Genomic DNA, 16,311 nt, shown 5'->3' on the forward strand with positions numbered 1-16,311 from the left:
CCGGTGATCCCGGCCGCGACGCGAAGTTGGGCCGCCCTTCTCCGCAAGGAGAAGGGCGAGGCCTCTCACGCCTTCATGGCGTCCGCCTTCTCGATCAGCGCCTCGGCCATGCGGATCGACGCGATGTCGATCAGGCGGCCGTCGAGGGAGACGGCGCCGCGGCCGGCCTTGGCGGCCTCCTGCATGGCTTCCAGGATGCGACGGGCCTTGGTGACCTCGGCCTCCGACGGGGTGAACACCTCGTTGGCGAGGTCGATCTGCGAGGGATGGATCGCCCACTTGCCCTCGAAGCCGAGCGCGGCGCAGCGCTTGGCCGCCGAGCGGTAGCCGTCCGGATCCGAGAAGTCGCCGAACGGGCCGTCGATCGGGCGCAGGCCGTAGGCGCGGCAGGCGACCAGCATGCGGTTCTGGGCGAACAGCCACGGATCCTGCCAGTGGGTCTGGCGGTTGCCGGCCTCGTCCTTGTCGGTGAGCACCGAGAAGTCGGGGTTCACGCCGCCGATGACGGTGGAGCGGGCGCGGGTCGAGGCCGCGTAATCGGCCACGCCGAAGGACATCGCCTCCAGGCGCTTCGACGACTGGGCGATCGCCTCGACATTGGCCATGCCGAGCGCGGTCTCGATCAGCACCTCGAAGCCGATCTGCTTCTCGCGCTTCTTGGCCTGCTCGATCTGGGTGACCAGCACGTCGATGGCGTAGACGTCCGCCGGCACGCCGACCTTGGGGATCAGCACCATGTCGAGCCGCGGGCAGGCTTCGACGATGTCGACCACGTCGCGGTACATGTAGTGGGTGTCGAGACCGTTGATGCGGATCATCATGGTCTTGTTGCCCCAATCCAGGTCGTTGAGCGCCTGGATGATGTTGGTGCGCGCCTTCTCCTTGTCGTCAGGCGCGACCGCATCCTCGAGGTCGAGGAAGATCACGTCGGCCGCCGACTGGGCCGACTTCTCCATGAAGGTCGGGTTGGAGCCCGGGACGGCGAGTTCGGAGCGGTGCAGGCGCGGCTTGGCCTGCTGGATCAGGGTGAAGCTCATGGGTGTTTCTCTCTCCTGGTAACGGTTCTTATGCCGCCGGGGTGCGTGTGGATCGCCCTCCGGGAACAAGATGGGTCACGGGTCGGCGGGCGACAGAGCGGCGCGCCTCACCCGGTCGAGCCGAAGGCGACCGCGATGCAGTTGATCGACAAGAGCAGGGCGGATTTCACCGCCTCGCGCCGGTCCTCGTCGGTCTCGGCCCGGTAGCGGGCCAGCAGCTCGACCTGCTCGCGCCCGACCTGGTTGATCGTCGGCAACCGCCCCTTCAGCCGGTCGCGGAACAGCGGGAAGCGCTCGGCCAGCTCGGTTCCGCCGCTCACCCGCAGCACCATCTCGCGGGTCAGCGCGTACTCGGCCTCGATCATCGCGAAGATCCGGTCCCGGACGCCCGCGTCGGGGACGAGGCCGGCATAGGCGCGGGCGATGTCGAGATCGACCATCATCAGGGTCTTCTCGACCTCGTCGAGGACCAGGCGGAACACCCGCGACTCCTGGAACAGCCGCTTCAGGGTCGCCTCGCCGTCCCGGCCGCGCACCTCGAGGAAGCTCGCCAGCCCCGAGCCGACGCCGTACCAGCCGGTGATCACGTGCCGGTTCTGCGACCAGGCGAACACCCAGGGGATCGCCCGCAGGTCCGACAGCGAGCGGGCGCCGAACCGGCGCGCCGGGCGCGAGCCGATGTTCAGGAGCGCGATCTCGTCCAGCGGGCTCGCCGACTGGAAATAGTCGACCAGGCCGTCGGTCTGGAGCAGGCGGACATAGGCGGCCCGCGAGGCGCCGGCGAGCGCCTCCAGGGCGTCGTCGTGGCCGACACTCGCCCGCTCGCCGTCGCCCGCCAGGGCGTGCTCGAACACCGAGGCGGCGAGCAGCTCCATCTGGTAGGCGGCGGTGCCGCGGTTGGCGTATTTGAACGAGACGACCTCGCCCTGCTCGGTGGTGCGGAACCGGCCGCGGATCGAGCCCGGCGGCTGGGCCATGATGCCCCGATGGGTCGGCACGCCGCCCCGGCTCACCGAGCCGCCGCGGCCGTGGAAGAACGCGATGCCGACGCCGAGCTCCTGGCCGAGCCGGGTCAGCTTGCTCTGCGCCTTGTACAGCTCCCAGTTGGCGGCGACGAAGCCGCCATCCTTGTTGGAGTCGGAATAGCCGATCATCACCTCCTGCACCCCGCCCTGCCAGCGGGTCGAGCGGCGCACCACCGGCACGCCCAGGAGCTCGCGCATGATCGCCGGGGCGGCGCGCAGGTCGTCGATCGTCTCGAACAGGGGCACGATCGCGAGCGGGCAGATTTCCGGACGGATCTCGGGGCCCGCCGCGTCGAGGAACACGCCGGCCTCCTTGGCGAGCAGGTAGGCCCCGAGGATATCCTCCACCGACCGGGTCATCGACAGGACGAAGGCGCCGAACGCCTCGCGGTCGAGGCATTCGCGCATCTCGGCCACCAGCGCGAAGGTCGCCAGCGTCTCGCGGGCGGCGTCGGGCAGGCTCTCGAAGGAGCGCTCCGGATCCCGGGGCCGGACCAGCTCGGCGTCGAGCCATTGCCGCCACGCCGCCGAGCCGAGCGCCGGGGGCTCGCCCTCGCCGTTGCGCTGGCGCCAGAGCGCCTGAAGCGTCTCGGTGGTCCGGGTGGTGTTCTCGCGCAGGTCGAGCCGGACCGTGGAGAAGCGGAAGATCTCGACCATGCGGCGGACCGGCCGGACCAGGTCGCGGCCGAGCGCGCCGCACTTGGCGTCCTCCAGGCCCCGCTCCAGGGTGCGCAAGTCCTCGATCAGGCCGTCGGCGCTGGCATAGTCCGGCCCGGACGGGTGCTCACCCTCGTTGCGGGCGATGGTCGCGTCGAGCTTGCGCAGGACGCAGGTGAGATACTGGCGATACGGCTCGCCGGGATTGCGCCGGGCGATGGCCCGGGCCTGGCCGCTCTCGGCGAGCTGCCGGTCGAGCTCCTGGCGGAACGTCTCCGGCAGCGGCAGCGCACGCTCCGTGAGCGAGAGCGTCCGGCCGAGCTCGTGTACGCCGTCGCGGTAGCGGTTGAGCGAGGCCAGCGCATTGCGGTGGAGCGCCTGCCGGGTGACCGCCGCCGTGACGTAGGGATTGCCGTCCCGGTCGCCGCCGATCCACGAGCCGAACTGGAAGAACGGCGGCACCTTGAACGAGGTGCCCGGATAGGCCTCGGCCAGGGACTCCTCCAGGGTGTCCATGGTCTCGGGCAGCATCTCGAACAGGGTCTCGTCGAAGAAGTGCAGCCCCCAGGCGACCTCCCGCTCGACGGTGGCCTTCTCCAGGTGCAGCTCGCCGGTCATCCAGACCAGCTCGATCTGGTCGCGCAGCTCGTTCATGAGCCCGTTGCGCTCGCGGTCGGTCCAGCGCGGCATCTCCAGCTCGCGCAGCACGAGGTAGATCCGCCGGAACTTCTCCAGCACCGTCACCCGCTTGCCCTCGGTCGGGTGCGCGGTGAGCGTCGGCCGGATGCGCAGGTCGGAGAGCAGCGCCTGGATCTGCGCCGGCTCGATCCCCTTGGCGCGGGCCTCGGCGAACACCTTCGCGAACGACCCGCTCAGCGCGGCCCGCCCCTCCGTGCGCTCGACGTGCCGGCGCCGGCGCATCGCGGCGTTCTGCTCGGCGATCGAGATCAGGTGGAACCAGATCCCCTGCACCTGGAGGGCACGCGCCAGCATCTCCGGCGAGAAGCGCGAGATGTCGGCCGTGCCGTGCAGCACCGCCTCGAGATCGGGGTCGTGGCGGCGGGCGACGTCGAGCAGGGCCTGGAACAGGATGTCGAGGGCCTGCTCGGCCGAGGTGCCGGTGATCACCGGCGGCGCGAAGGCGCTGGCCTCGGCGAGGCCGGGGGATGCGTGAAGGGTACGGGTCATGGAGCCACCTCGTGGCGCACGGTTTTTTCAAAGGTCGGCGCGACGCACTCCCTCCCCCCTCTGCGGGGGAGGGTGGCCCGCGAAGCGGGTCGGGAGAGGGGAGCGACGCTTCCGGTAAGCGCGCGATGGGCGTGAAACCCGCTACCGTCGCGCTGCCCCTCTCCCGACCCGGCCTGACGGCCGGCCCACCCTCTCCCGCAGAGGGGAGAGGGAGGACCTCGCGCTTGGCATCCGGCGTCGCGTCAAGCCGCCCGGGCGAGCACGTCGGCGACGGTCTGGCCGAAGGAGCCGGGATCGGGCGCCACGGTGAGGCCGTAGGAGCGCATGATCTCGGCCTTCTCGGCGGCGCTGTCGCCGGCCGCCGAGATGATCGCCCCAGCATGGCCCATCCGGCGGCCCTTCGGGGCCGTGAGCCCGGCCACGAAGCCGATCACCGGCTTCGACATGTTGTCCCGGATCCAGGCCGAGGCCTCGGCCTCCTGCGGGCCACCGATCTCGCCGATCATCAGCACCGCGTCGGTGTCCGGATCGGTCTCGAACAGGGCGAGGTGGTCGAGGAAGGACGAGCCGTTGATCGGGTCGCCGCCGATGCCGACCGAGGTCGAGATCCCGAGGCCGAGTTCCTTGAGCTGCGAGGCGGCCTCATAGCCCAGGGTCCCCGAGCGCGAGATCACCCCGACATTGCCCTTGAGGTAGATGTGGCCGGGCATGATCCCCAGCATCGCCTTACCGGGCGAGATGATGCCGGCGCAGTTCGGGCCGACCACCATGGTACGGCGATCCCGCGGGTAGCGCATCAGGTAGCGCTTCACCCGCATCATGTCCTGGGCCGGGATGCCGTCGGTGATCGAGCAGACCAGCCGCAGGCCGGCATCGGCCGCCTCCATGATGGCGTCCGCCGCAAACGGCGGCGCCACGAAGGTGATCGAGGTGGTGGCCCCCGTAGCGGCGACCGCCTCCTTGACGGTGTTGAACACCGGCAGGCCGAGATGGGTGCGCCCGCCCTTGCCGGGGGTGACGCCGCCCACGACGTTCGTGCCGTAGTCCAGCATCTCCTTGGCGTGGAAGGTGCCCTTGTCGCCCGTGATGCCCTGGACGATGATCGGGGTGGTCTCGTCGATGAGGATGCTCATGGCGTGGTCTCCCCTCAGCGGTTCTTCTTGGCGGCGTCGCAGGCGTCGACCGCCTTGCGCGCCGCGTCCGACAGGGTGTCGGCGGTGATCAGGTCGAGGCCGCTCTCGGCCAGGATCTTCTGGCCGGCCTCGACATTCGTGCCGGCCAAGCGCACCACCAGGGGCACGTCGATCTTCACCTCCCGGGCGGCCTGGATCACGCCCTCGGCGACCCAGTCGCAGCGGTTGATGCCGGCGAAGATGTTGACGAGGATCGCCTTCACGTTGCGGTCCGACAGCACCAGCCTGAACGCCGTCGCGACGCGTTCCGGAGAAGCACCACCACCGACATCCAAGAAATTCGCCGGCTCACCGCCCGCGTGCTTGATCATGTCCATGGTGGCCATGGCGAGGCCGGCGCCGTTGACGATACAGCCGATCTCGCCCTCGAGCCCGATATAGCTGAGGTTGTGCTCGGCGGCCTGGGCCTCGCGGGGGTCGCCCTGCGAGGGGTCGTGCATGTCGGCGATGCCCGGCCGGCGGAACATCGCGTTGTCGTCGAAGCTCATCTTGGCATCGAGGGCCAGAACCCGGTCGTCCTTGGTGACGACCAGCGGGTTGATCTCCAGCATCGTGCCGTCGCAATCGCGGAACGCCCGGTAGGCGTTCATGATGGTCTTCACCGCGGCCGAGACCTGCTTGATGTTCAGGCCGAGCTGGAAGGCGATCTCGCGGGCCTGGAATTGCTGCAGGCCCACCGCCGGCTCGACGACGACCTGGATCAGCGCCTCCGGCTCGTTGGCGGCGATCTCCTCGATATCCATGCCGCCGCGCTGGCTGGCGATGACGCGCACGCGCTCGGCCTTCCGGTCCAGCACGTAGCCGAGATAGAGTTCGCGCTCGAACGGGTCGGCGGTCTCGACATAGACCCGCTGGACCGGCTTGCCCTCGGGCCCGGTCTGCAGGGTGACGAGGCGCTTGCCGAGCAGCTCCTTGGCGGCGTCGCGGACCTCGTTGTAGGTCCGGCACAGCTTGATCCCGCCGGCCTTGCCGCGGGCGCCCGCATGGATCTGCGCCTTCACGGCCCAGAACGAGCCGCCGAGCTCGGTGGCGGCGTAGACCGCCTGGTCCGGGCTGAACGCGATGGCGCCCTTCGGGACCGCCACACCGAAGCTCGCGAGCAGCTCCTTGGCTTGGTACTCGTGGACGTCCATTCGGCGCCTCCTCCGCGGTCGTTGCCGCCGTTTGTCGCCGTCTACTTTAGTTGAGTGGGAAGATTACGCCCGTCAAATTTTTTGATCCGCCGGTTCAGGCGGCCTTTTTCGCGGATGCAAAACTCGTCGGAGCCACTATTGCACCGCAGCATTCCGGAAAAAAGAAAGGCCGGGCGCCCGATGCACCCGGCCTTCACTGTCGATCCATTTGCAACACCCGTAGCGGGTGCGGTCCGGTTCAGTTCACCTTGGCCTTGACGACCCCGTAGACCTTCTCGGCCAGGGCGCCGGCCTCGGCCAGCAGGCCTTCGAGTTCCTGGAGCCGCTCGTCGGCAAAATCCCGGTCCTCGATCCCCTTGGCGTTGACGTAGACGTTCAGCGCCGCGCTGCGCAGGCCGGCATAGGCTGAGAGCACCGCAACGCCGGCATCGGAGACGACGTTCAGATTGCCCTTCTCGGCGGTGATCGCCGCGAGGTCGATCACCGTCCGGCAGGCCCGGCAGCAGGAGAGCGGCACGTCAGTGGCCGTCTTCAGCGCCGCCTGGATCGCCGTGGCGCGGGCCGCCTTCTCGTCGTCGGTGCCCTTGGGCAGGCCGTAGGCGCCCATCACGGCGTCGAAGGCCTGGACGTCCTCGCCGATCATGCCGGTGAGCACGACCCGCAGGCCCTCGGACCGGGCGAGCACGTCCTTCAGCTCGGCCTCGACCTCCACGTACTTCTTCTTGCCGATGGTGAGGTTGCAGACCATCGAGACCAGGGCCGCGCCCATGGCGCCGGAGATCGCCGCCGCGCCGCCGCCGCCGGGGGTCGGGGCGGCGCTCGCCAGCCCCGTCAGGAAGGTCTCGATGCTGTCGGTCTCGGGGGGACGCGTGTCGGTCACCGGCGCCTCCTCAGGCCATCGACTTGGCGAGCGCGTAGATCTCCTCGGCATCGAGCACCTGCTCGGTGCTCTCGAAGAGCTGGCCGACGCAGGCCCGGTGCAGCTTGAGCTTCAGGCCGCCGATGCCGAGCGCCCCGAACGCCTTCTTGCCGTTGCGGTCCTTGCCCTTGTCCATCACCTCGATGCCGCCGATCCCGGTTGGGGGCTGGGCGTTGTAGTCGGCGACGATCTCGACCGCCGGATCCTGGGCCCAGGCGGCCTCGGGCAGCAGCTCGACCCCGATGGCGCCGGCCGTGAAGATGAGGTTCTTGCCCTTCACCAGGGCGATGCGGGAGGCCTCGTCCGGCGTCGCGGCGGCCTTCACGTTGACCTTGAAGCGCGCATTGATCGCGTCGGCGGCGGCCTGGGTCTTGTCGAGGGCGCGGCCCGCGATCGTCACCTCGGCGCCCTCGCCGGCGAGCAGCGCGGCCGAGCGCATGCCGACCGGGCCGGTGCCCGCCAGCACGACGGCCGTCTTGCCCTGAAGCGAGCCGGCGGCCTTGGCCACAAGGGCGACGCCGGCGGCGGCCGTGGTGTTGGAGCCGTTGGAATCGAGCATGACCGAGACCCGGAACGGGCCGAAGAAGCGCTTCTTGACGGCGGTGAACAGCTCCTCGCCGGCCGCCATGCTGCCGCCGCCGACGAAGATCGCCGTCGACTTCTTCTCGGAGCCGCCGCGGGTGTAGATCGTGCCATCGACCAGCGCGCCGACATTGTCCGGATTCACGCCGCCGTAGCCGGTGATGTGGTCGGCACCGCCATCGTAGCCGACGACCGTGTCGAACACGTTCGGCACGGCATCGGTGTCGAACAGGAACAGCAGCTTCTTTGTCATGCTTTTTGACCTTATCCGTCGCGCCTGTGAGGCGCCGTCGTGATGCCTTCTCGATCCGTTCCCAATCTCGAGGGGAGCGGACGACCTAAATGTCAGAACTCGGCTCCGCGCGTCTCCCTCCCCCCTCTGCGGGGGAGGGTGGCCCCTGCGTCAGCAGGGGTCGGGAGAGGGGAACCCGGCTTCCGGAAGAGGCGCGACCGGCATGAGGGGCGCAGCCCGCTTCTGCGCCGTCGCTCCCCTCTCCCGACCCCCTCCGGGGGCCACCCTCCCCCGCAGAGGGGGGAGGGAGAGCCCGAGCCCTACTCCACCACGTTCTGCGGCTTGCCGGCGACGAACGCCTCGACGTTGTCGACGAGCTGGTCGGCCAGGATCTGCATCGCCTCCTTGCTGGCCCAGGCGACGTGCGGGGTCACGATCAGGTTCGGCAGGTCGGCCTCGCACAGGATGTTGCCGTCTTTCGGCGGCTCCTGCGCGACCACGTCGAAGCCCGCCCCCGCGATGGTTCCGTCCTTGAGCGCGGCCAGCAGCGCCGCCTCGTCCACCAGCCCGCCCCGGGCGGTGTTGATCAGGATGGCGTTCTTCTTCATCCGCTTGAGCTCGGCGGCGCCGATCATCCCCTTGGTGTCGGGGGTGAGCGGCACGTGCAGCGTGATCACGTCGGACTGCGTCAGGATCGTCTCGAAATCGACCAGCCCGTCCTGCGGGAACACGTCGTAGGCCAGGACCTTCATGCCCAGCGCCTCGGCGCGCTTGCCGATCGACTTGCCGAGCGCCCCGTAGCCGACGATGCCGAGCGTCGAGCCGGCGATGTCGTAGATCGGGTAGTCGAAGTAGCAGAACTGCTTGGACTTCGCCCAATCGCCCCGCTTCACGGAGTTGGCGTAAGGCACGATCGCCCGGCGCAGGGCGAACATCAGCCCGACCACGTGCTCGGGCACGGTGTTGAACGCGTAGTTGCGGATGTTGACGACGGTGATGCCCTGGGCCTTGGCCTGGGCCTTGTCGACCACGTCGGTGCCGGTGGCGGCCACAGCGATCAGCTTCAGGTCGGGGAGCTGCTTCAGGGTCTCGGCCCGCATCGGGACCTTGTTGATCAGCGCGATCTCCGCCCCCTGGAGCCGAGCCACCGTGTCCTCCGGCGTCCAGGTCGAGTCGTGCTCGACATACTCGTGCGGGAAGCTGAACGGCCGGACCGTCGCGTCGAGGGACTCACGGTCCAGGAACACGATTTTCTTCGTCATGGATCCCCTCTCGGGCGACGGGCGGTTTCCTCGGGATTCTTGTTCTTACTTGCGCGTCGAAGCGAAGCCGGCAAGCCGACCCCGCTTCGACGACGGGCGTGAATTACGCCTTGTGCAGCGGATTCTCGCGCAGGTAGCTCGATGCCGCGGCGACGCCCGAGCCCGGCGTGACCTTGATGCCGCAATCGAGCATCGCCATCTCGGCGCCCGCGATGGCGCCGAGCAGGGACAGCTCGTTCAGGTCGCCCAGGTGGCCGATCCGGAACACCTTACCGGCAACTTTCGACAGGCCGGCGCCCAGCGAGAGGTTGTAGCGCTCGTAGGCGTGTGTGATCACCTTGGCGGCGTCGGCGCCCTCCGGCACGACGATCGCCGTGACCGTGTCGGAGTTCCACTTCGGCTCCTTGGCGCAGGGCTTGAGACCCCAGGCCGCCACCGCCTGGCGGGTCGCCTCGGCGAGGACGTGATGGCGGTGGTAGATGTTCTCCAGCCCCTCCTCCTTCACGATCGCCAGGGCCTCGCGCAGGCCGTAGAGCAGCGGCAGGACCGGGGTGTAGGGGAAGTAGCCGGTGGCGTTGGCCGCGAGCTGGTCCTTCCAGGCGAAGTAGGCGTGGCCGAGCCGGTCGTTGCGGCCGGTGCCGCCCTCGGCGATCTTCAGCGCCTTGGGGCTGATGCAGATCAGGCCGAGGCCGGCCGGCAGCATGAAGCCCTTCTGCGAGCCCGCGATGGCGCAATCGACCTTCCACTCGTCCATGTAGAACGGCAGCGAGCCGATCGACGAGATGCCGTCCACGAACAGCAGCGCCGGGTGGCCGGCGGCGTCGAGCGCCTTGCGCACAGCGGCGATGTCGCTGGTGACGCCGGTGGCGGTCTCGTTGTGGACGACCATCACGGCCTTGATGGCGTGGTCCTTATCGGCCCGGAGCGCCTCCTCGATCTTCTGCGGATCGGCGCCGGTGCCCCACTCCTCCTCCTGGACGATCACGTCGAGGCCGAGACGCTGGGCCATGTCGACCCAGAGGTGGCTGAACTGGCCGTAGCGGGACGTCAGCACCTTGTCGCCGCGGCAGAGGGTGTTGGACAGGGCCGATTCCCAGATGCCGGTGCCCGAGGACGGGAACAGGATGACCGTCCCGGCGGTCGAGCCGAACACGATCTTGGCGTCCTGCAGCAGCGGCTTCACCAGCTCGGGAAAGCCCGGCGAGCGGTGATCCTCGGACGGCACGTGCATCGCGCGCAGGACGCGGTCCGGGATGTTCGTGGGGCCGGGGATGAAGAGATGGTTGCGACCGGGGCGCCGGGTTGCGGCCATGGTGTTTCCTCCAAAAACTCTGTTGTGCGCGGGCGGACCCGCGCCGGTTCGTTCGAACGTCCTCGGCGGCCGTGTCGGGCATCCTGCGAGCGGCGCCGGTGGCCGCGGCAGACCGCAGCGTCCCGAACGTCATCCGCGTCATCCGTGGATCGGGGGGCTCAGCGGAGCGGCAGGCGGCCTCGTGCCGCTCGCGTCGCGGCGCGCCCCCGCGCGCCGGTCGCCTCCGAAATGCCGTCCCGTTCTACGGCGCCTCGTCTCAAGGCACCCTGGCCGCCTTCCAGTACGCGTCCGGCCCGGCTCACGCCGAGCCACCGGTTATCTGGTATTATGAGGCGGCGAAGCTCGGAAGCAAAACCGGAAAAACTTCGGGATCGCGGTAAAAAAATTTTTTGTGCGCCGCAACGCCAGCTATTCGGGCTTGAGAACTTCCGCTGCAGCGCACCACAACACCCACAGCGATCCACCCCCGCGTCATCAAACTGAGACGTGATCGCGCTCTGGATCCCGGCACCGTTCGACCGCCGGGAGGGTGACGTGGCCGAGGATGAGGAGATGCCGGTCCGGGTCCGCACGCTGTTCCTGTCGGACCTGCATCTCGGAACGCGCGGCTGCCAGGCCGGGCTGCTCCTGTCGTTCCTGCGCGATTACGACGCCGACACGGTCTACCTGGTCGGCGACATCGTGGACGGCTGGCAGCTGCGCTCCGGCTGGTACTGGCCGCAGGAACACAACGACGTCGTCCAGAAGCTCCTGCGCAAGGTGCGCAAGGGCGCCCGGATCGTCTACCTGCCGGGCAACCACGACGAGTTCCTGCGCGACTACGTCGGCACGAATTTCGGCGGCATCGAGATCGCCGAGACCGCGATCCACGAGGCCGCCGACGGGCAGCGCTACCTGGTGATCCACGGCGACCAGTTCGACATGGTGGTGCGGCACTCGCCCTGGCTCGCCCATCTCGGAGACGGCGCCTACACGCTCGCCCTGACGCTCAACACCGTGATCAACCGGATCCGGCGGCGGGTCGGCCTGTCCTACTGGTCGCTCTCGGCCTGGGCGAAGCTGCGGGTCAAGAACGCCGTCAGCTTCATCGGCCGGTTCGAGACGATCCTGGCCGAGGAGGCGCGTCGCCAGGGCGCGAACGGCGTGATCTGCGGGCATATCCACCACGCCGCCGACCGGGCGATCGGCGATTTGCGCTACCTCAACACCGGTGACTGGGTGGAATCCTGCACCGGGCTGATCGAGCATTACGACGGCCGCATCGAGGTGCTGCACTATCCGAGCATCCTGCGGGCGCGCGAGGCCGAGGCTGCGCCGCGAGCGGTGACGGGCCGGCGCGCGGTGGCGTGAGGGATCGCTCGGTGAAGCTCCTCATCGCCAGCGACGCCTGGCATCCGCAGGTCAACGGCGTGGTCCGCTCGCTGGAGCAGATGGTCCGCCGGGCGCCCGAGCACGGCTTCGGGACGGCCCTGCTCTCGGTGGCCGATTTCCGTTCGCTGCCCCTGCCGGGCTACACGGAGATCCGCCTGGCCCTGGCCGGACGGGACCGGGTGGCGGCGCGCTGGGCCAAGGAGCGGCCGAGCCATGTCCATATCGCCACCGAGGGGCCGATCGGCTTCGCGGCCCGGCGCCACTGCCTGGCCCACGGGCTGCCCTTCACCACGAGCTATCACACGCGGTTTCCGGAATACCTCGCGGCCCGGCTGCCGGTGCCGGAGGCGTGGTCCTACGCTTATCTGCGCCGCTTCCACGGCGCGGCCCGGGGCACGATGGTCAGCACCCCGACCCTCCAGGCGGAGCTGGAGGCCAGGGGTTTCACCCAGCTGATGCGCTGGACCCGCGGGGTCGACACCGAGCGGTTCCGCCCGGCCGCCCCCGGCGAGCCGCCGCCGGCGGAACTGGCCCAACTGCCGCGGCCGCTGTTCCTCTATGTCGGCCGGCTCGCCGTCGAGAAGAATCTTTCCGCCTTCCTCAGCCTGGACCTGCCCGGCACCAAGGTCGTGGTCGGCGATGGGCCGGACCGGGCGCGGCTGCAGGCCCTGGCTCCGGAGGCGCGCTTCCTCGGCACGCGGACCGGCGCGGCGCTGGCATCGGTCTACGCCGCCTGCGACGCCTTCGTGTTCCCGAGCCTGACCGACACGTTCGGCATCGTGCTTCTGGAGGCCATGGCCTGCGGCCTGCCGATCGCCGCCTTCCCGGTGCCGGGACCCAACGACGTGCTGAGCGGGACCCGGGTCGGCATCCTCGACCACGACCTGCGCGCGGCCGCGCTCGCGGCGCTCCGCCTGTCCCGGGCCGAGTGCCGGCAGGAGGCCCTGCGCCGCGGCTGGGACGTGAGCGCCGATCAGTTCTTCGGCAACATCATCGAGGCGCATGGCGGCGAGCGGGGCACCCGGAACGCCGCCTGAACCGTGACGACGGCCGCGCGGGATGGCAGGACGGCCACATGCCGCCCGTGAAGCGAACCAGATCCCCCCTCACCCCGCCCTTCGACCCGGCCCGCGCCAAGGATTACCCGCCGGTGATCGGCTGCGACGAGGTCGGGCGCGGCGCCCTGTGCGGACCGGTGGTCGTGGCCGCGGTCTGGTTCGACCCGAATGCGATCCCCCCGGCCCTGCTGGGTGCCCTGGACGACAGCAAGCGCGTGCCCGAGCCGGTCCGCGACCAGCTGGCGCCCCTGATCCGTGCCCATGCCCGGGTCGCCGTGGCGGCGGGCTCCCGGGCGCTGATCGACCGGATCAACATCCGCGCCGCGACCCTCGACGCCATGGCGCGGGCGGTGGCACGCCTCGGCATCGCGGCCCCGGTCCTGGTCGACGGACGGGACGCCCTGCCCGGCCTGCCGGGCCGCGCGGTGGTCGGCGGCGATGCCCTGGTGCCGCAGATCGCCGCCGCCTCGATCGTCGCCAAGGTCTTCCGCGACGACCTCATGCGCCGGCTGGCCGAGCGCCATCCGGGCTACGGCTGGGAGCGCAATGTCGGCTACGGCACGGCCCTGCACCGGGCCGGCCTGACGGCCCTGGGCCGGAGCCCGCACCACCGTCTCAGCTTCACCCGCGGGTTCGGCTAGGTTTCAAAAGGTCGAGACCTTTTGCGGGTGCAGGGCAGAGCCCTGCTGTCGGGCTTCGACCGATGCATCCAGGGGCTCCGCCCCTGAACCCCGCCAAAGGGCTGGCCCTTTGGGAATCCCGATTTTGCCGTCTTCGAGCCGGATCACTTCGACCGGGAATCGGCGGGTAGCGCGTAGGCGACCACGTAGTCGCCGCGGTCGGGGGATTGGCGGGCGCCGCCGGCCGTGATCACGATGTATTGGCGGCCGGTCTTCGGGGACCGGTAGGTCATCGGCGCCCCCTGGCTGCCCACCGGCAGGCGGCCCTTCCAGACCTCGCGGCCGGTCGCGGCATCGAACGCCCGCAGGTAGTAATCCTGGGTGCCGGCGAAGAAGATCAGGCCCGAGCCGGTCACCAGGGCCCCGCCGAGCGAGGGCATGCCGATCGGGATCGGCAGGTGCATCTTGATCCCCAGCGGCCCGGTATCCTCGACCGTGCCGAGCGGGACCTGCCAGGCGATGCGGCGCGCCCTCAGGTCGATGGCGGTCAGCGTGCCGAAGGGCGGCTTCTGGCACGGCACGTTCAGCGCCGACACGAAGCGGTTGCGCAGGGAGACGTAGGGCGTGCCGCGCATCGACGACAACCCCATCTCGGTGCCGGCGGCCTTGCCGGTCTCGACCTGTTCCCTCGGGATCAGCCGGTTCCACAGGCCGAGCCGCATGTCGTTCACGATCAGGTAGTCCCGGGTCATGTCGATCGCGGTGCTGCCCCAGTTCATGCCGCCGAGCGAGCCCGGCATCTGGAGCGCGGTGTCGAAGCCCGGCGGGGTGAAGGTCCCCTCGTGGCGCATGGTCTTGAACTGGATCCGGCACAGGAGCTGGTCGAACGGCGTCGCCCCCCACATGTCGGCTTCCGTCAGGGTCTCGGTGCCGATCGACGGCATGTCCGAATAGGGTTGCGTCGGCGCGTAATGCTCGCCCGGCACATTGCCCTGCGGCACCGGCCGCTCGGTGATCGGCGCGATCGGCGCCCCCGTGGCGCGGTTCAGCAGGAAGATCTGGCCGTGCTTGGTGGCGGCGATCAGCCCCGGCACGGTGCCGCCGTTGCCGTCGGGCAGGTCGTAGAGCGCCGGCTGGGCCGGCACGTCGAAGTCCCACAGGTCCTTGTGTACGAGCTGGACGTGCCAGCGCGGCCGCCCGGTCGCCGCATCCAGCGCGAAGATCGACGAGTTGGTGGCGTCGTCCTGCGCGGTGCGGTGGCCGCCGAAGAAGTCGGGCGTCGCGTTGCCGGTGGGCGCGTAGATCAGGCCCAGGGCCGAATCATACGCCATGCTGGTCCAGACGTTGGGCGTGCCGCGCGTATAGGTCTCGCCCGGCGGCGGCAGGCGGGTGGTCGCCGGGTTGCCCGGGTCCCAGGCCCAGCGCAGCTCGCCGCTGGCGACGTCGTAGGCCCGGACCACGCCGCCGGGCTCCCCGGTCTCGATATTGTCGGCGACCCGGCCGCCCACCACCACGAGATCGCCGGCGATCAGCGGCGCCGCGGTCTGCGTGTAGAAGCCGGATTTGACCTCGCCCATGTCGGTCTTGAGATCGACCGTGCCGCCCGCGCCGAAATCGGTGCAGGGCTGGCCGGTGGCGGCGTCGAGGGCGATCAGGCGCGCGTCGATCGTGGCGAGCAGCAGGCGGCGGGGGCAGACCTTTCCACCCTCCGCGGCGCCCGCATCGTGATAGCCGAGCCCGCGGCATCGCTGCCATTGCGGGGCGCTCGCCTTCGGATCGTGGCGCCAGCGCTGCGCGCCGGTATCGGCGTCGAGCGCGATGACGATGTCGTTGGGCGTGCAGACATAGACGGTGTCGCCGATCTGGAGCGGCGTGGTCTGGTCCTCGGCGCCGAAGCCGTTGCTCACGGCGATGTCCCCGGTGCGGAAAGTCCAGGCCGGCTGGAGCTGGGCGACGTTGGCGGCGTCGATCTGGGTCAGCCCGGCGAAGCGTGTGCCGGCATTGGTGTTGCCCCAGGCCGCCCAATCGACCTGCGGTCCCGCCTGGGTCGCCGGATGCACCGCCGCAACCTCGGTCGCGGCAATGATCGGCACCGGCTGGAACGCCCGCAGCGTGGTCGCCACCAGGGCGAGTGCCACAGCGGCGGCGAGGCCCAGGGAGGCCCGGCGCCACGCGACGCTGCCGGATCGATCGAGCAGCGGTGCGAGCAGGGCGACCACGCAGGCGAGCACCGCCAGGGCGAACAGCCGCGAGACCAGCGGCCAGAACGCGAACCCCACCTCCCAGACCGCCCAGGCCCCGGTGAGGACGAACGCCGCCCCGTAGAGCAGCGCGCCTTCGCGCCGGCGCTGGGCGACCAGGATGCCGGAGACGAGCATCGCGGCGCCCATGACCACGAAATACCAGCTGCCGCCGAGCCACGCCAAGTATGCCCCGCCGGCCAACAGGGCCAAACCCATCAAAGCGACGACCGATCCAAGCAGGATCGACACCAAATCGGCCAATGCCCTGGGTCGGCTCATCGAACAACCTCAACCGTGCGAGATGAGCGTCTGTTTATCTCGGATCGTGCAACCGTCAACGACGTTGTTCTACGCTTTTACCATGCATCATTTTGCAAGACGGCGATTATTTATTTCTCGACACGAACAAATCTGTGCCTTGAGCCGCGCGCCATTGCATGACGGACCGCGAAACAATCACCGGACCGCTTCGGCGCGGC

General features: G+C 69.7%; 12 protein-coding genes. 3 read left to right on the forward strand and 9 right to left on the reverse strand.

Going from position 1 to position 16,311, the window contains the following annotated elements:
- Positions 1-65 precede the first annotated feature (65 nt).
- The 8 genes from WYO_RS04355 to WYO_RS04390 form a co-directional block, all read right to left on the reverse strand.
- Positions 66-1,037 (reverse strand): CoA ester lyase, encoded by a 972-nt coding sequence (locus tag WYO_RS04355; protein ID WP_007559565.1) that lies wholly within the window; start codon positions 1,035-1,037, stop codon positions 66-68.
- Positions 1,038-1,144: 107 nt separating this feature from the next.
- Positions 1,145-3,907 carry a phosphoenolpyruvate carboxylase gene (locus WYO_RS04360; protein WP_007559567.1) on the reverse strand — a complete coding sequence of 921 codons (2,763 nt, stop codon included), beginning with the start codon at positions 3,905-3,907 and terminating at the stop codon, positions 1,145-1,147.
- A gap of 242 nt (positions 3,908-4,149) precedes the next feature.
- Positions 4,150-5,040, reverse strand: a complete 891-nt coding sequence (gene sucD / locus WYO_RS04365) for a succinate--CoA ligase subunit alpha (RefSeq protein WP_007559569.1) — start codon at positions 5,038-5,040, stop codon at positions 4,150-4,152.
- Positions 5,041-5,054: 14 nt separating this feature from the next.
- Positions 5,055-6,233: a malate--CoA ligase subunit beta gene (locus WYO_RS04370; RefSeq protein WP_007559571.1), complete on the reverse strand. Its 1,179-nt coding sequence runs from the start codon at positions 6,231-6,233 to the stop codon at positions 5,055-5,057.
- Between the two features lie 238 nt (positions 6,234-6,471).
- A complete protein-coding gene (gene fchA / locus WYO_RS04375) occupies positions 6,472-7,113 on the reverse strand; it encodes a methenyltetrahydrofolate cyclohydrolase (protein WP_007559573.1) in 642 nt (213 codons plus the stop codon).
- Positions 7,114-7,123: 10 nt separating this feature from the next.
- Positions 7,124-7,987, reverse strand: a complete 864-nt coding sequence (locus tag WYO_RS04380; protein WP_007559576.1) for an NADP-dependent methylenetetrahydromethanopterin/methylenetetrahydrofolate dehydrogenase — start codon at positions 7,985-7,987, stop codon at positions 7,124-7,126.
- A 299-nt stretch (positions 7,988-8,286) separates the two neighbouring features.
- The gene (locus WYO_RS04385; protein ID WP_007559578.1) at positions 8,287-9,228 is read right to left on the reverse strand and encodes a D-2-hydroxyacid dehydrogenase; all 942 of its coding nucleotides are present in this window, start codon (positions 9,226-9,228) and stop codon (positions 8,287-8,289) included.
- 103 nt (positions 9,229-9,331) lie between these two features.
- Positions 9,332-10,540 carry an aminotransferase class V-fold PLP-dependent enzyme gene (locus WYO_RS04390; RefSeq protein ID WP_007559580.1) on the reverse strand — a complete coding sequence of 403 codons (1,209 nt, stop codon included), beginning with the start codon at positions 10,538-10,540 and terminating at the stop codon, positions 9,332-9,334.
- 534 nt (positions 10,541-11,074) lie between these two features.
- On the opposite strand from WYO_RS04390, the gene WYO_RS04395 reads away from it, so the two are divergent.
- The 3 genes from WYO_RS04395 to WYO_RS04405 are packed head-to-tail and all read left to right on the forward strand — an operon-like array spanning position 11,075 to position 13,610.
- Positions 11,075-11,890 carry a UDP-2,3-diacylglucosamine diphosphatase gene (locus tag WYO_RS04395; RefSeq protein ID WP_007559582.1) on the forward strand — a complete coding sequence of 272 codons (816 nt, stop codon included), beginning with the start codon at positions 11,075-11,077 and terminating at the stop codon, positions 11,888-11,890.
- Positions 11,891-11,901: 11 nt separating this feature from the next.
- Positions 11,902-12,948: a glycosyltransferase family 1 protein gene (locus WYO_RS04400; protein ID WP_007559584.1), complete on the forward strand. Its 1,047-nt coding sequence runs from the start codon at positions 11,902-11,904 to the stop codon at positions 12,946-12,948.
- Positions 12,949-12,986: 38 nt separating this feature from the next.
- Entirely contained in the window at positions 12,987-13,610 is a 624-nt protein-coding gene (locus WYO_RS04405; protein ID WP_007559586.1) for a ribonuclease HII, read from the forward strand.
- A 143-nt stretch (positions 13,611-13,753) separates the two neighbouring features.
- Here the strand turns inward: WYO_RS04405 and WYO_RS04410 are convergent, their stop codons facing one another.
- Positions 13,754-16,111, reverse strand: coding sequence for a membrane-bound PQQ-dependent dehydrogenase, glucose/quinate/shikimate family (locus WYO_RS04410; RefSeq protein WP_007559588.1), 2,358 nt, complete (start codon positions 16,109-16,111; stop codon positions 13,754-13,756).
- Between the last annotated feature and the right edge of the window lie 200 nt (positions 16,112-16,311).

The organism is Methylobacterium sp. GXF4 (assembly GCF_000272495.1).
GTDB classification, from domain to species: Bacteria; Pseudomonadota; Alphaproteobacteria; order Rhizobiales; family Beijerinckiaceae; genus Methylobacterium; species Methylobacterium brachiatum.

Coding starts and splice junctions, on each gene's coding strand:
- WYO_RS04405 (WP_007559586.1), top strand. CDS start 12,987: ATGCCGCCCGTGAAGCGAACCAGATCCCCCCTCACCCCGCCCTTCGAC.
- WYO_RS04370 (WP_007559571.1), bottom strand. CDS start 6,233: ATGGACGTCCACGAGTACCAAGCCAAGGAGCTGCTCGCGAGCTTCGGT.
- WYO_RS04385 (WP_007559578.1), bottom strand. CDS start 9,228: ATGACGAAGAAAATCGTGTTCCTGGACCGTGAGTCCCTCGACGCGACG.
- WYO_RS04410 (WP_007559588.1), bottom strand. CDS start 16,111: ATGAGCCGACCCAGGGCATTGGCCGATTTGGTGTCGATCCTGCTTGGA.
- sucD (WP_007559569.1), bottom strand. CDS start 5,040: ATGAGCATCCTCATCGACGAGACCACCCCGATCATCGTCCAGGGCATC.
- WYO_RS04355 (WP_007559565.1), bottom strand. CDS start 1,037: ATGAGCTTCACCCTGATCCAGCAGGCCAAGCCGCGCCTGCACCGCTCC.
- WYO_RS04360 (WP_007559567.1), bottom strand. CDS start 3,907: ATGACCCGTACCCTTCACGCATCCCCCGGCCTCGCCGAGGCCAGCGCC.
- WYO_RS04380 (WP_007559576.1), bottom strand. CDS start 7,987: ATGACAAAGAAGCTGCTGTTCCTGTTCGACACCGATGCCGTGCCGAAC.
- WYO_RS04390 (WP_007559580.1), bottom strand. CDS start 10,540: ATGGCCGCAACCCGGCGCCCCGGTCGCAACCATCTCTTCATCCCCGGC.